This is a genomic window from Pseudomonas sp. B21-023 (assembly GCF_024749165.1).
Classification (GTDB): Bacteria; Pseudomonadota; Gammaproteobacteria; order Pseudomonadales; family Pseudomonadaceae; genus Aquipseudomonas.
On the sequence record NZ_CP087190.1, the window covers coordinates 5,015,515 to 5,029,562 of the forward strand.

Annotated in this window: 11 protein-coding genes; 6 read left to right on the forward strand and 5 right to left on the reverse strand. The window is 66.5% G+C overall.

What is annotated here, in order from left to right:
- The first annotated feature begins 246 nt into the window (after positions 1-246).
- The 3 genes from LOY42_RS22650 to LOY42_RS22660 all read left to right on the forward strand — a co-directional run bounded on the left by LOY42_RS22650 (position 247) and on the right by LOY42_RS22660 (position 3,667).
- The gene (locus tag LOY42_RS22650; RefSeq protein WP_139668569.1) at positions 247-636 is read left to right on the forward strand and encodes a nuclear transport factor 2 family protein; all 390 of its coding nucleotides are present in this window, start codon (positions 247-249) and stop codon (positions 634-636) included.
- Positions 637-723: 87 nt separating this feature from the next.
- A complete protein-coding gene (locus LOY42_RS22655) occupies positions 724-2,223 on the forward strand; it encodes a cytosine permease (RefSeq protein WP_258599377.1) in 1,500 nt (499 codons plus the stop codon).
- Positions 2,224-2,236: 13 nt separating this feature from the next.
- Complete coding sequence (locus LOY42_RS22660; RefSeq protein ID WP_258599379.1) at positions 2,237-3,667, forward strand: aldehyde dehydrogenase family protein; 1,431 nt, start codon at positions 2,237-2,239, stop codon at positions 3,665-3,667.
- Positions 3,668-4,104: 437 nt separating this feature from the next.
- On the opposite strand, the gene LOY42_RS22665 is transcribed toward LOY42_RS22660, so the two are convergent.
- From LOY42_RS22665 to LOY42_RS22675, 3 genes are all read right to left on the reverse strand, one after another.
- Complete coding sequence (locus LOY42_RS22665) at positions 4,105-6,507, reverse strand: DUF3772 domain-containing protein (protein ID WP_258599381.1); 2,403 nt, start codon at positions 6,505-6,507, stop codon at positions 4,105-4,107.
- A 54-nt stretch (positions 6,508-6,561) separates the two neighbouring features.
- A complete protein-coding gene (gene ada / locus LOY42_RS22670) occupies positions 6,562-7,620 on the reverse strand; it encodes a bifunctional DNA-binding transcriptional regulator/O6-methylguanine-DNA methyltransferase Ada (RefSeq protein ID WP_258599383.1) in 1,059 nt (352 codons plus the stop codon).
- Between the two features lie 115 nt (positions 7,621-7,735).
- The gene (locus LOY42_RS22675) at positions 7,736-8,362 is read right to left on the reverse strand and encodes a DNA-3-methyladenine glycosylase (RefSeq protein ID WP_139668846.1); all 627 of its coding nucleotides are present in this window, start codon (positions 8,360-8,362) and stop codon (positions 7,736-7,738) included.
- 167 nt (positions 8,363-8,529) lie between these two features.
- Between LOY42_RS22675 and LOY42_RS22680 the strand changes: the two genes are divergently transcribed.
- The 3 genes from LOY42_RS22680 (at position 8,530) to LOY42_RS22690 (ending at position 12,559) form a co-directional block, all read left to right on the forward strand.
- Positions 8,530-9,045, forward strand: coding sequence for a sigma-70 family RNA polymerase sigma factor (locus LOY42_RS22680; RefSeq protein ID WP_046857166.1), 516 nt, complete (start codon positions 8,530-8,532; stop codon positions 9,043-9,045).
- Positions 9,032-9,988 (forward strand): FecR domain-containing protein, encoded by a 957-nt coding sequence (locus tag LOY42_RS22685; protein ID WP_258599386.1) that lies wholly within the window; start codon positions 9,032-9,034, stop codon positions 9,986-9,988. Before LOY42_RS22680 ends, LOY42_RS22685 begins: the two co-directional genes overlap by 14 nt.
- Before the next feature lie 96 nt (positions 9,989-10,084).
- Complete coding sequence (locus LOY42_RS22690) at positions 10,085-12,559, forward strand: TonB-dependent receptor (RefSeq protein ID WP_258599388.1); 2,475 nt, start codon at positions 10,085-10,087, stop codon at positions 12,557-12,559.
- 43 nt (positions 12,560-12,602) lie between these two features.
- Here the strand turns inward: LOY42_RS22690 and LOY42_RS22695 are convergent, their stop codons facing one another.
- Positions 12,603-13,760, reverse strand: coding sequence for an MFS transporter (locus LOY42_RS22695; RefSeq protein ID WP_258599390.1), 1,158 nt, complete (start codon positions 13,758-13,760; stop codon positions 12,603-12,605).
- A gap of 125 nt (positions 13,761-13,885) precedes the next feature.
- Positions 13,886-14,029, reverse strand: coding sequence for a hypothetical protein (locus tag LOY42_RS22700; RefSeq protein WP_258599391.1), 144 nt, complete (start codon positions 14,027-14,029; stop codon positions 13,886-13,888).
- Positions 14,030-14,048 lie beyond the last annotated feature (19 nt).

Genomic DNA, 14,048 nt, shown 5'->3' on the forward strand with positions numbered 1-14,048 from the left:
GCCCATGGGTGAACCCTCAGAGTTGCGCTGGGAGAACGATGATGAAATGCCAGCGCGCAATCACCGATCCGATGGATCGGCAATTTTCAGCAGCGCTTGGTCGATAACTTAGTCGGTTACTTGGTCGGTCAGCCCATTGGTTCACGATTTCCTGAACTGATTATTTGTCCACAGCGATTTTTCCCCCCGCCTGCCCCCACCAGAATCGCTTCACCAACAATCACAATAAACCGTGAGGCCACTCCCGTGGACCAGACACTCCAGGTACGGCAGGCCGCCGCCGGCCTCGTAGCCGCCTTCGCCAGCAACAACACCGCCCGCTACTTCGCCTGCTTCAGCGAAGACGCCACCTTCCTCTTCCACACCTTGCCGCAACCGCTGCTGTCGCGCCGTGCCTATGAAGATCTCTGGGCCAGCTGGCAGGCGGACGGTTTCGCCGTGCTCGGCTGCGAGTCGAGCAATGTCCAGGTGAGCCTGCAGGGCGACGTGGCGATCTTCATGCACGACGTGGCCACGCGCCTGCGCGTCGCCGGCGAGATCCTCGACCAGAACGAGCGCGAGACCATCGTCTTCCGTCTGCACGGCGACCGCTGGCTGGCCTGTCACGAGCACCTGTCGGTCGTCTCGCCGGCCTGATCCCCTTTCAAGCGGCCCTGCCGCACTGCCATCGCACCCACAACAAGGCCGCCCGACGGCCGACAACATTCGCGCTGGAGCATCACCATGAGCCACTCGACCGGTATCGAGACCAATGGCGTCGAACAGATCCCCGACGATCAACGCGACGCCGCCCCGCTGGACCTGTTCCGCCTGATCTTCGGCGGTGCCAATACCTTCGCCACCGCCGTGCTGGGCAGCTTCCCGGTGCTGTTCGGGCTGTCGTTCCAGGCCGGGGTCTGGGCGATCCTGCTCGGCGTCGGCGTGGGTGCGCTGATCCTCGCGCCGATGGGCCTGTTCGGCGCGCTCAACGGCACCAACAACGCGGTATCGTCCGGCGCGCACTTCGGTGTGCACGGGCGTATCGTCGGCTCGTTCCTGTCGCTGCTGACCGCCGTCGCGTTCTTCTCGCTATCGGTATGGAGCTCCGGCGATGCCCTGGTCGGCGGCGCCAAGCGCCTGGTCGGCCTGCCGGAAACCGACCTGACCCTCGGCCTGGCCTACGGCCTGTTCGCGATACTGGTGCTGGTGGTGTGCATCTTTGGCTTCCGCTTCATGCTGTGGGTCAACAAGATTGCGGTGTGGGCCTCGAGCCTGCTGTTCCTGCTGGGCATCTTCGCTTTCGCCGGGCCCTTCGATGCAGGCTACGCCGGCAGCGTCAACCTCGGCCAGGCAGGCTTCTGGGCGGCGTTCGTCGGCGCGGCGATCCTGGCCATGAGCAACCCGGTGTCGTTCGGCGCCTTCCTCGGCGACTGGTCGCGCTACATCCCGCGGCAAACGCCCAAGTCGCGCATCATGCTGGCGGTGATCCTCGCCCAGGCCGCCACGCTGATCCCGTTCCTGTTCGGCCTGTGCACCGCCACCCTGGTGGCCAGCCAGGCACCGGACTACATCGCCGCCAACAACTACGTCGGCGGCCTGCTGGCGATCTCGCCGGGCTGGTTCTTCCTGCCGGTGTGCCTGATCGCGGTGATCGGCGGCATGTCCACCGGCACCACAGCGCTGTACGGCACCGGCCTGGACATGTCCAGCGTGTTCCCGCGCCTGCTCAGCCGCGCCGCCGCTACCTTGTTGATCGGCGTGCTGGCCATCGGCTTCATCTTCGTCGGCCGCTTCACCTTCAACCTGGTGCAGAGCGTGTCGACATTCGCCGTGCTGATCATCACCTGCACCAGCCCGTGGATGGTGATCATGATCCTCGGCCTGATCACCCGCCGCGGCTTCTACCATGCCGACGACCTGCAAGTGTTCACCCGTGGCCAGCAAGGCGGTCACTACTGGTTCGACCACGGCTGGAACTGGCGCGGCATGGGCGCGTGGATCCCCAGCGCGGTGGTTGGCCTGTGCTTCGTCAACCTGCCCGGGCAGTTCGTCGGCCCGCTGGGCGAGCTCGCCGGCGGCATCGACCTGAGCCTGCCGGTGACCCTCGGAATCGCCGCCGTGCTGTACCTGATCCTGCTCAACCTGTTCCCTGAACCTGCTGGCGTGTATGGCCCCCTGGGCCCGCGCTGGGTGCGTTGCAAAAGCACGCCGTTAAAGCCCGTGACCACTGCCGAAATGGCCTGACTGGAATCCGACCATGACCACTCCTCACTACATCGACGGCCGCTGGGTCGAAGGCCAGGGCAGCGACTGTATCGTTGTCCACAACCCGTCCGACGGCCAGGCGTTCGCCGAACTGATGGCCGCCAGCAGCGCCCAAGTCGACCAAGCCGTTGCCGCCGCGCGCCGGGCCCTGGCGGCCTGGAAGACGGTCAGCGCCACCGAGCGTGCCAACTACCTGCGCGGCTTCGCCGAACAGCTGGGCCAGCGCCGCGACGAATTGATCACCCTGCAGATGCGCAACAACGGCAAGCCGCGCCACGAGGCCGAGATCGACCTCGACGACGCCATCGCCACCTTCGCCTACTACGCCGACCTGGCCGAGCAGTTACCGGCGAAGAACCGCGACGTACCCCTGGCCGCGCCGGGCTTCACCGCCCGCACCCGCCTTGAGCCGGTGGGCGTGGTCGGCCTGATCGTGCCGTGGAACTTCCCGCTGGTGACCAGCGCCTGGAAGCTCGCCCCGGCCCTCGCGGCCGGCTGCACCGTGGTGCTCAAGCCCTCCGAAATCACCCCGCTGATCGAGCAGGCCTACGGCCAGATCGCCGAGGTGCTTGGCCTGCCGGCCGGCGTGCTGAACATCGTGGGCGGCAAGGCCGAGACCGGCGCTGCGCTGAGCGGCCACAACGGCCTGGACAAGCTGTCATTCACCGGCAGCAACGGCGTCGGCAGCCAGGTGATGCGCGCCGCCGCGGCCCAGTGCCGGCCGGTAACGCTGGAGCTGGGCGGCAAGTCGGCCATCGTGGTGTTCGACGATTGCGATGTCGACCAGGCGGTGGAGTGGATCGTCGCCGGAATCACCTGGAACGCCGGGCAGATGTGCTCGGCCACCTCGCGCCTGCTGGTGCAGGACGGCATCGCCGATGCCCTGCTGCCGCGCTTGCAGGCGGCGCTGGCGGCGTTGCGCGTGGGCAACCCGCTATCTGAAGAAGTGGACATGGGACCGCTGACCAGCCAGGCGCAGTGGCTCAAGGTCGCCGGCTATTTCGCCACAGCCCGCGAAGAAGGCCTGAAGTGCCTGACCGGCGGCACCGCACTGGACCGCGACGGCTGGTTCGTCAGCCCGACGTTGTATGTGGATGTACCGGTAAGCAGTCGCCTTTGGGGCGAAGAAATCTTCGGCCCGGTGCTGTGCGCGCGGCGCTTCGGCAGCGAGGCCGAGGCCATCGCCCAAGCCAACGACAGCCGCTTCGGGTTGGTCGCCACCGTGTGTTCCACCGACCTGGAGCGCGCCGAGCGCGTGGCCGATGCGCTGGAGGTGGGGCATGTATGGATCAACTCTGTGCAGGCGGTGTTTGTCGAAACTTCGTGGGGCGGCACCAAGGGCAGCGGGATCGGGCGTGAGCTCGGGCCTTGGGGGCTTTCGGGGTATCAGTCGGTGAAGCATGTGACGCGGTGCTTGGGGTGATTTTTAAGCGTCCCTTTTAAAGAAAGGGGGAGGCAGGCAGGTGTTCGACGACTGCCTTGCAGCGCCTGTCAGATCGAGCGCCGTCCACACGGCGCATCGCTGGCAAGCCAGCTCCCACATTTGTTTCGGGCCAGTCTCTCCTGTGAGGTTATCGCTGCCCGCCTTGGTGGATGTCTTGAGAAAGGTGGAGCGCCGTGGTGCCCCCACTGAAACTGCGTCGTACTCACAAGGCGTACAGCCGCGGCAGCGCAGGCATAACTGGCCCGAAACAAATGTGGGAGCTGGCTTGCCAGCGATGCGCCGCGCGGGCGGCGCTCGATCTCATAAGCGCTGCAAGGCTATTGGCGAACACATGGTCGCCTTTTCGCGATATCACTTAGAACATTAGCGGGGCCAGTCGCATCGGTGCGCCGATGCGACTGGCCCCGCGATTGGCCTTATGCCGGTTCGTCGGCCTGGCGCCCGTTCTCCTGCACCAGCACCATGCTCGCCGGCGACGACAGGGCGATGCCTTCCTCACGCAAGCGCCCGAGGATAGTGAACAACAGGTCGCTGCGCGTGCCCGATACCTGTCGAGGCGAAGCGACATAGCCGCTCACCCCGATGACCATGCCACTGCTGGTCAGATCCTTGAAGGTCACCGAGGTGGCCGGCGCGTCGAGGATCGACTCATGCTCCTTGTACGCCGCCAGCAGTACCTCGCGCACTTTCGCAGGATCGGTCTCCAGCGGCAGCGTCAGGGTGATGCCCACCACCCCAAGAGCATTGGCCATGGTCACATTACGCACGTTCTGCGAGATGAACTGCGAATTGGGCACGATCACCGTCGAGCGGTCGGACATCTGGATCTCGGTGGCGCGCACGTTGATCCGGCGAATATCACCCTCGACACCCGCCAGGCTCACCCAGTCGCCCACCTTCACCGGGCGCTCGGTGAGCAGGATCAGGCCGGAGATGAAGTTCTGCACGATCTGTTGCAAGCCGAAACCGATACCCACCGACAGCGCACTGACTACCCAGGTCAGGCTGGTCAGGTTGATGTGCAGGGTGGACATCACCAGCATGGCCAGGAACAGGAAGCCCAGGTAGCCCACCAAGGTCACCAGCGAGGCGCGCATGCCGGCGTCCATGTCGGTTTCCGGCAGCAGGCGTTCGCTCAGCCAGCGCTTGACCACGCGAATGGCGAACCAGCCACCGAGGAAGATCGCCACGGCCAGGAAGATGTCCTGGGGCACGATGTTCAGGTTGCCCAGCACTTTGCCACCGGTGCCGTCCCAGTCCGCCAGGCTCAGCAGCAGCTCGCCCGGGCTGGTGCCCGATGGCATGAATATCAGCAACGCGGCGGCGAACAGCAGCAGTGTGCGGCCGATGCCAGCCAGCACCGTGCTGGCCTGGGCCTGGTGGCGTTGCTGCAGGCCGAGCGCCGAGGCCAGCGCCAGGCCACCTGGCTGCCGCGGCGACAGCAAGGTTTCGCACAGGTCGCCGAACACGGTCACCAGCAGGTAGGCGCAGGTCACCACCACGCTGACCCACAGCAGCTTGGCGGTGAGGAAGTAGGCCAGCGTCAGGTAGCCGGCGAGCAGGGTCAGCAGGATAGCCGCCACCCAGGCCACGATCACGAACGGGATCAACCCGGCCAGGCCCTTGGGACGCTCAAGGTCGTGCAAGCGATGGGCACGGCGATAGCGCAGCAGGGCCACGACGAACAGCAGCGACACCACCAGCGCGGTCAGGCCATTGGTGGCCAGGGTCAGCGCCAGGCTGGTGCCGATCACGCTGTTGATGCGTTCCTGGGTCAGCAGCACCATCAGCGCCAGGGCCAGCACTTTGGGGAACCAGCCCAAGGCGCTGGCCACCTCGTCGGCGATCGGCGGCAGGCGCCAGGACGGGCGCTGCAGCATCAGCATGGCGCGGCCCAGCCCCGAGATGAAGGCACTGAAGATCACCAGCGCAAGAATATGGTTAGTCAGGCTGGCCAGGTCGGCGCCAAGCTCCGCGCTGCTCTCCAGGCCCCAGCGCAGCAACGACACGGAGCCGGAGATAGTGCCCAGCGTAGCCAGGCTGACGCTCAGGGCCAGGGCGCTGCGGCGCAGACGGCCTTCGGGCAGCCAGCGGATCATGGCGTCGGCCAGCAGGCGCTCCAGCAGCCGCCGCACCAGGGTCCAGACCAGCACCGCCGCCACCAGCGCGGTGATGAACAACCAGCGGTGTTCGGCACTGAAGGCGCTGGCCATGGCGTCCGACACCTCGCCGCGCAGGTCGCGCAGGCGCGCCACGTCGTCATCGGTGGGGCGGATCAGGCTCGACCAGAACGCCGGGCTCAACGGGCTGGCGGCGCGGCTGGTGATCTGCGAGTTGAACAGGCTGCGGCGCAGGTTGACGATCTGCGTGGACAGGTCACGGGCCGACTGGGTCAGCGTGGTGGCGTCCTTCTGCTCGGCGACCACCTTGTTCTTTTCGTCAGTGAGCTGCTTGCGCTGGCGGGTCAGGCTCTCGGCCTCCTCGGCCATGGGTGGGCCGAGCACGTTGAGCTGGTCGTCCAGGCGCTGCACGTCGGCGGTGCGCTGGGTGGCCAGCACATCGGCCTGGCGCTGCACCTGCAGGGCCGACTGGCGCAACTGCGCGAGCAGATCGTCGTTGGCGTTGCTGGTAACGCCCTGGCGGATCTGGTCGAGCCGCTCGCTCAACTCGTCCAGGCTGGCGTTCTCGTCCAGCACCTGCTGCTCGGCCACGGCCAGGCGCGATGCCGGCGTGGCCGGGGCAGCCCAGGCCGGGACGGCCAGGCATAACAACAGGGCGAAAATCCCCGCACAGAATCGGTCAAGGCTGACACGCCTCATCGAATGTTCCTCTACGCAACTCGACAGGGCGTGAATTCTACTCGGTCCGCGCGCTCAGGAGAGTGCCGTCTCTCGGTCCAGCAGTTGGCGCTTGCGCTCGATACCCCAGCGGTAGCCACTGAGGTCTCCGTCACGGCGCACTACCCGGTGGCACGGAATCGCCACGGCGATCGCGTTGGCCGCGCAGGCCTGGGCCACCGCCCGCACCGCCTTGGGCGCGCCGATGCGCTCGGCGATGTCGGTGTAGCTGACCGTGGTCCCAGGCGGCACCTCGCGCAGCGCTTGCCAGACCCGCTCCTGGAACGCCGTGCCCTGCACATCCAGGGGCAACGCCAGGCCCAGCGCCGGCGCCTCGACAAAGCCGATCACCTCGGCCACCAGCCGCTCGAAAGTGTCATCGCCGCCGATCAGCCGGGCCTTGGGGAACTTGTCCTGCAGGTCCTTGAGCAAGGGCTCGGGCTCGTCACCCAGCAGGATCGCGCAGATGCCCCGCTCGCTCTGGGCGACCAGGATCGCCCCCAGCGAGCACTGGGCCACGGCAAAGTGGATGGTGGCACCCTGGCCGCCGGCACGGTACTCCCTCGGGCGCATGCCCAGCCGTTCGGCGGCGCTCTCGTAGAAGCGGCTGTTGGAGTTGTAACCCGCGTCGTAGATGGCCTCGGTGACGCTGTCGGCGGCATCCAGGCGCTCGCGTAGACGCTGGGCGCGAAAGGCCGAGGCGTAGGCCTTGGGGGTCAGGCCGGTCTCGGCCTTGAACAGGCGATGCAGATGGAAGGGGCTGACGTTCAGCTCGCTGCCGAGCTGGTCGAGGTTGGGCGCGGTTTCACTGGCCTCGATCAGGCGGCAGGCGCGGGCTACCAGGTCGGTGCGCCGACTGCCCTGCGCGGCCTTGCAGCGTTTGCAGGCGCGGTAGCCAGCTGCCTCGGCCTGGCCGGGGTCGGCAAAGAACTCGACATTCTCGCGCTTGGCCAGGCGCGACTTGCAGGCGGGCTGGCAGTAGACGCCGGTGGTGCGCACGGCATAGACGAAATGGCCGGTCGCGGCGGTGTCGCGGGAGTGCACGGCGTGCCAGCGTTCAGCGTCGGTGGTGTAGGTGGTCGGGGCGTGGTTCATGGCGCCTCTCCTTGGTTCGATGCGCTGAGCTTGGCGGCTTGGCCGACAGTGAACACTCCGAATCTTGCGTTATCTTCAACGAACCCGCGATAGGGCCGTGCAGGCGGATGACACTTCAAGCCCGCCACAGGTACCAGGCCGCCACGGTCCGGTACGGGCTCCACGCCCCGCCCAAAACCCGCATCTGCGCGGGCGTCGGCGCCTTGTCCAGCCCCTTCATGCGCCGATACCCCTCGCGCACGCCAAAGTCGTCCACCGGCAGGATATCCGATCGCTCCAGGCTATAGATCAACAGCATCTCCACCGTCCAACGCCCGACTCCTCGCAGCGCCACCAGGCGTTCGACCAGTGCGGCATCCGACATATGCAGCGCCTCTTCCCGGCTGGGCACCACACCCTCCACACGCGCCTGGGCAATCCCGTGAACCGTGGCGATCTTGCTCGCGGATAGCCCACAGGCGCGCATCGCCTCCGGCGTCAACGCCAGCAACTGTTTGGGCGAGGGAAACGCTCCATCCGGGAACAGCGCCAGCAGTCGCCCGAGGATCGCCTCGGCCGCCCGCGCATGCAACTGCTGGTAGGCGATGGCCCGCACCAGCGCCTCGTACGGCTCGCGCCCGGGGGTGGCCCGATGCAGGCAGGGCCCGACGGCGGCAATATGCCGCGCCCAGTGCGCATCCTGCCCGGCCAGCCAGGCAGAGGCATGGTCAAAGGCCTGCGGGGAAAGGTCTGCAAGGATCATCTTCGGCGTTCGCATGGATACGATCTCCGAGCCTAGCCCAACCGTTCATCGGTGAAACGCTCAATCTTGCTTATCTAATCGCTGGCATACCATTGATCCGCCAGTAGCGCCGCGCATAGAATTGAGAACTATTAACAATCACATTATCCGGGCAGGCTCTCCAGACGATGCAGATCGAAGACACGCTGAAACCGGCCGAGGTCGATCTGCTCTATCAGGCCCATCATCGCTGGCTGCGCGGCTGGCTCGGCGCCCGGGTGGGTTGCCGGGAGAACGCCGCGGACCTGGCCCAGGACACCTTCGTGCGCCTGCTCAAGGCGCGCCAGGCCTCGCCACTCAAAGAGCCACGCGCCTACCTGAGCAGCATCGCCCGTGGCCTGATGATCGACCAGTTCCGCCGTCGCGCCCTGGAAAAGGCCTACCTGGAAAGCCTGGCCAACCTGCCGGAACAAGAGGCGCCCAGCGAGGAGCAACGCCTGTTGATCCTCGATACCCTCGAACGCCTCGACCTTGCCCTGCAACGCCTCAAGCCCCGGGCCCGCCAGGCCTTCCTGCTGGCCCAGCTCGACGGCCTCAGCCTGGCACAGATCGCCCAGCGCCTGGACGTTTCCCGGGCCACCGTGGAACGCGACCTGGCCAAGGCCCTGGGCGTCTGCTACCGGATGCGCTATGCCGACGCCTGACCAGACACCGACCCAGGCCCAGGTCGACCAGGCCATCGAATGGCTGGTCAAACTGCGCTACGACAGCCCCGGCCCACGTACCGAACAGCAGTTCCAGCGCTGGCTGGCCAGCCACCCGCAGCATGCCCAGGCCTGGCAGCGGGTCAGCAGCCTCGGTGACGAACTGGCCAGCCTGCCAGCCGAGCTGAGTCGGCAGACCCTCGCCGGTACCGAGCGCCGACGCATGAGCCGGCGCGACCATCTCAAGCTGCTGTCGGTATTGGCACTGGGCGGCGCCGCTGGCTGGGCGGCGCGTGAACCGCTGGGCCTGTCCGGCTGGATGGCCGACAGCCGCACCGCCACCGGCGAGCGCCGTGAACTGCTCGGCAGCGACGGCAGCCTGATCCGCCTGAACACCGCCAGTGCCATCGACCTGCGCTACAGCGCCGACCAACGCCGGCTGACCCTGCTGCGCGGCGAAATCAGCCTGGACAGCAACGTCAATGACAACCGTCCGTTCAGCATCGACACCCCGGTTGGCACCCTCGGTACCCAGGGCGGCCAGCTGCTGCTGCGCGAGAACGCCCAGGGCTTGCTGGTGGCCGTACGCCGCGGCGAGGTGACGTTGTTCCCCGCCTCCAGCGCCGCGCATTCGGTCAAGCCTGGCGAGGTGCTGCAGGTGTTCGCCCAAGGCGACTACCGGCCCGCCACCGTGCATGGCGATCCCTGGGGCTGGACCGACGGCGTACTGAGCGTGCAACAGATGCCCCTGGGCGAGTTCATCGACGAGCTGTCGCGCTACCGCCCCGGCGTGTTGCGCTGCGCGCCGGAGGTGGCCGGGCTGAAGGTTTCCGGCACCTACCAGCTGGCCGACACCGACCAGGTCCTGCTGCTGGTCGCCCGCAGCCTGCCGGTGCGAATCGACTATCGCACACGCTATTGGGTGAGCATCGGCGCCGCCTGAACAATTGATGAAAATAAATGAGGTGGAATCTCATTCTCGTCCGGCCTGAAGGAAAACAAGCCCGAACAGTGGTCTGACAACCTTCAGGAGCGCTTCATGATTCACCCGTGTTCCCCTCGCAATGCCACCCTGCGCCATGCCATCCACGCTGCCGCCCTCGGCCTGGGCATGGCCTGCGCCGGCGTGCTGCCGACAGTCGCCGTCGCCGCGCCCGCCAGCCAGAGCCAGCAGCGCGACTGGAACATCCCGGCCGGCCCGTTGGCTGCCGCGCTGGACCAGCTGGCGCGTCAGGGCGGGCTGAACCTGTCGTTCGACGCCGGCAGCCTGCAGGGCAAGGCCACTCAAGGCGTGCAGGGCCGGCATGACAGTGCGCAGGCATTGCAGATCCTGCTGCAGGGCAGCGATGTGCAAGTCCAGCAGGAAAGCGAGAAGAGCTTCCTGCTGATACCCGCCCTGGAGGTGGGCGATGCCCTGCAACTGGGCGCCACCAGCATCTCCAGCAACCGCCTGGGCGAGACCACCGAGCACAGCGGCTCCTACACCACCGGTGCGGTGACCATCGGCAAGACGCCGCAGAGCATCCGCCACACCCCGCAATCGGTGACCGTGGTCACCCGCCAGCGCATCGACGACCAGAACATCACCAACCTCACCAACCTGCTCGAGCAGACCCCTGGCGTGGTGGTCAACCTGACCGACAGCGAGCGGGTGCAGTACTACTCACGCGGCTACCAGATCGACGCCATCCAGTACGACGGCGCCACCGTGGTGCAGAGCAGCGGCGGTGGTTCGTTCATCCAGAGCGATTCGGCGATCCTCGACCGCGCCGAGGTGTTGCGCGGCGCCACCGGCATGCTGCGCGGCGCCGGCAACCCCTCCGGCACCGTCAACCTGGTGCGCAAGCGCCCCACCTATGAGTTCCAGGGCGAAGGCAGCGTCACCCTCGGCACCTGGGACGCCCAGCGCTACGTCGCCGACCTATCCGGGCCGTTGACCGAGACCGGCAACGTGCGTGGCCGGGTGATCGCGGTGCATGACGAGAAAGACCACTTCCAGCAATCGCGCCAGGAGCGCAAGGATGTGCTGTACGGGGTCATGGCCTTCGATCTCGACGACAGCACCACCCTGACCACTGGCCTTGAGTGGACCCAGCTCGACGCCACCGGCGCCTGGGGCAACCTGCCGGCTGACTACGACGGCTCGCCATTGCCGTTCGGCCGCAGCACCTACCTGGGCGCCGACTGGAACCGCTGGAACCGCAGCAACCTGCAGACCTTCGCCGAGCTCGAGCACCGTTTCGACAACGACTGGACGCTCAAGCTGATGGCCCAGCGCACTCACTTCGAGCTGGACGACAACGGTTTCAAGCAGACCTACTTCAGCCGCGCCACCGGCACCGCCAACCCGACCCGCAACCCTTACCTGATGAGCTACCAGGTAACCGAAGGCGATGGCGGCGAGAGCCTGCAGAACAACCTCAGTGCCACCCTCAACGGCCCGTTCGACCTGCTCGGCCGCAGCCACGAGCTGATGCTGGGCGTCGAGCGCATCCGCAACGACTCCTATGCCTCGGCCACCAACAATGTGCAGTCGGGCGTGTTCGATATCCGCACCTGGGACCCGAAGACCAGCCTGGCCAATCCGAGCATCGACATCACCGCCCACCCGGTGCGCACCCGCACCACCCAGGAAGGTGCCTACGCCACATGGCGCATCTCCCTGGCCGATCCGCTCACCGCGATCATCGGCGCCCGCGCCAACTGGTACGACTACGAGCAGGAAAACAACACCAAGGCCAACGGCAAGTTCAGCGTCGACAACGAGATCGTGCCCTACGCAGCACTGATCTACGACCTCAACGACAACTTCAGCACCTACGCCAGCTACACCGAGATCTTCAACCCGCAGACCAACACCGATGCCGCAGGCTCCGTGCTCGAGCCGGTCACCGGCGAAGCCTACGAGACCGGGATCAAGGGCGAGTTCTACGAGGGCCGGCTGAACACCTCGCTGGCGTTCTTCCGCATCTACCAGGTCGGCAACGCGCTGGACGACCTCAGCGGGCCGAACCCGTGCCTGCCCAACTACACCAACGGCTTTTGCAAGGTCGCCGCGGGCAAGAACCGCAGCCAGGGCTTCGAGCTGGAGATTTCCGGCGAAGTGCTGCCGGGCTGGAACATGACCGGCGGCTACACCTACAACACCACCGAATACCTAAAGGACACCACCGGCAACAACGGCAACCCGATCCGCACCACCGACCCCAAGCGCATGCTGCGTCTGTTCACCAGCTATCGCCTGCCCGGTGAGCTGCAGGCCTGGACCGTGGGCGGCGGCGTGCAGGCGCAGAGCGCCATCTACAACCGCAGCGGCACAGCCGAAGCTTCGCAGTCGGGGTATGCGGTGTACAACGCGATGGTGAACTACCGCTTCAACGACAACTATTCGTTGCAGTTGAACGCCAACAACCTGTTCGACAAGAAGTACTACCGCCAGGTGGCGCCAACGCCGACCGGGTACTACTGGGGCGACCCGCGCAATGTGTCGGTGACCTTGCGCGGAACGTTCTGAGCTGACCATGGCCATCGCGGGCCTGCTCCGCGATGGCTGGGGATCAGTCCGCCACTGCCTGAAGCTTGCCTGCCCGGCGATAAGCCTGGCGGGCGAAGCACACGAACAGTCCCGCCATCAGCGCCAACGCCATGGGCAAGCCATGGGGCGCCACGTCCATCGCCGCGCCGCTGACCAGTGGCCCGACCAGGCTGCCGACGCCCCACAGCAAGCCGACGCTGGCGTTCGCCGTGACCAGGTCCTGGCCTTTGAAGCGCTGCCCGATCAGTACCAGCGCCAAGGTATAGATGCCCCCCGCCACCGCGCCGAGCACCACCAGCAGCGGCCATAGCAGCCAGGTCATCTGCAGCAGCCACGGCAAGGCGATACCGATACTCATCGCCACCAGCCCGCACACCAGGTGCAGCCCGGTACGCTCGACCCGGTCGGCGAGCCAGCCCAGCGGCAACTGGAAGAGCATGTCGCCGGCGAACACCACGGTCACCATCAGCGCCGCCACGCCCACGGCGATACCATGGCTGGTGGCGTACACCGGCAGCAGCGACAGCACCACGGCATCGAAGAACGAGAAGAACAGCACCGCCACGCACAAGGCCGGGGCCACACGGAAGAAACCGGCCAGGCCGAAGCTCTTGGCGTCTTCCTCATGCTCGACATGATCGTTGGGCACGGTGAACAGGATGCACAGCAAGGCCAGGCCATAGCAGAGGGTGACCACGCCGGTCAGCCATGGGCTATTGGCGCCCAACAGCGCAAGCAACGCCGGGCCAAGCACCTGGAAGCCGGTGAAGCTGGTGGCATACAGCGCCATGATCTTGCCGCGGTTGTGCTCCGGGCACAGCTCGTTGACCCACGACTCGCCAAGGATGATCGCGATGCCCATGCCGATGCCCAGCCCAAGGCGCAGCAGCGCCAACCACAGCATCGAGTCGAAGGCCCACTCGAGCAAGGCGATGCTCAGGGTGCACAGGCTGAAGCTGAGCAGGTAGATGACGCGGCGGGTCAGGTACTTGCAGCAGGCATCGACCATGAACGCCGAGAGCATCATGCCGGCCGCCGGGATCGCCGAGATGATGCCGATCTCCAGGGTTCCCGCCCCGGCCTCGTGCAAGCGCAACGACACCAGCGGCAGGCTCGCCCCGAGGCTGAAACCGACCACCGACACGGCGAACAACAGGCCCGCCAGCAAACGCATGTTCATGTACCACTCCTTGCAAGCCGGCGCGCAGGGGCTCTGGCCCTGGCCGACTGGAAAATCCGCTGAAAGATGTTCGAACGCAGACGCCCGCAATCACGCCGCAATGGCGCGCTACGCAGGGGCGCGGATCAGTTCAGGGCAAGGTGTGGCGAGAAGGTGAAGGCGAACAGCACGCTGCGTCGACGCTTGAGCACCGTGTCGCTCGGCCACGCGCGGCGCGCCGTCGGGGCGACAGGCTGGCGGTGCGGGCGGGGACTACGGGTACGGCGCATTGCATCGGCTACGCAGGGA

Bases quoted from the DNA above. Each gene is read 5' to 3' on its own strand.
- LOY42_RS22665 (WP_258599381.1), bottom strand. From the start codon at position 6,507: ATGAGGCGTGTCAGCCTTGACCGATTCTGTGCGGGGATTTTCGCCCTG.
- LOY42_RS22675 (WP_139668846.1), bottom strand. From the start codon at position 8,362: ATGATCCTTGCAGACCTTTCCCCGCAGGCCTTTGACCATGCCTCTGCC.
- LOY42_RS22700 (WP_258599391.1), bottom strand. From the start codon at position 14,029: ATGCGCCGTACCCGTAGTCCCCGCCCGCACCGCCAGCCTGTCGCCCCG.
- LOY42_RS22655 (WP_258599377.1), top strand. From the start codon at position 724: ATGAGCCACTCGACCGGTATCGAGACCAATGGCGTCGAACAGATCCCC.
- LOY42_RS22695 (WP_258599390.1), bottom strand. From the start codon at position 13,760: ATGAACATGCGTTTGCTGGCGGGCCTGTTGTTCGCCGTGTCGGTGGTC.
- LOY42_RS22680 (WP_046857166.1), top strand. From the start codon at position 8,530: ATGCAGATCGAAGACACGCTGAAACCGGCCGAGGTCGATCTGCTCTAT.
- LOY42_RS22690 (WP_258599388.1), top strand. From the start codon at position 10,085: ATGATTCACCCGTGTTCCCCTCGCAATGCCACCCTGCGCCATGCCATC.
- LOY42_RS22685 (WP_258599386.1), top strand. From the start codon at position 9,032: ATGCCGACGCCTGACCAGACACCGACCCAGGCCCAGGTCGACCAGGCC.
- ada (WP_258599383.1), bottom strand. From the start codon at position 7,620: ATGAACCACGCCCCGACCACCTACACCACCGACGCTGAACGCTGGCAC.
- LOY42_RS22660 (WP_258599379.1), top strand. From the start codon at position 2,237: ATGACCACTCCTCACTACATCGACGGCCGCTGGGTCGAAGGCCAGGGC.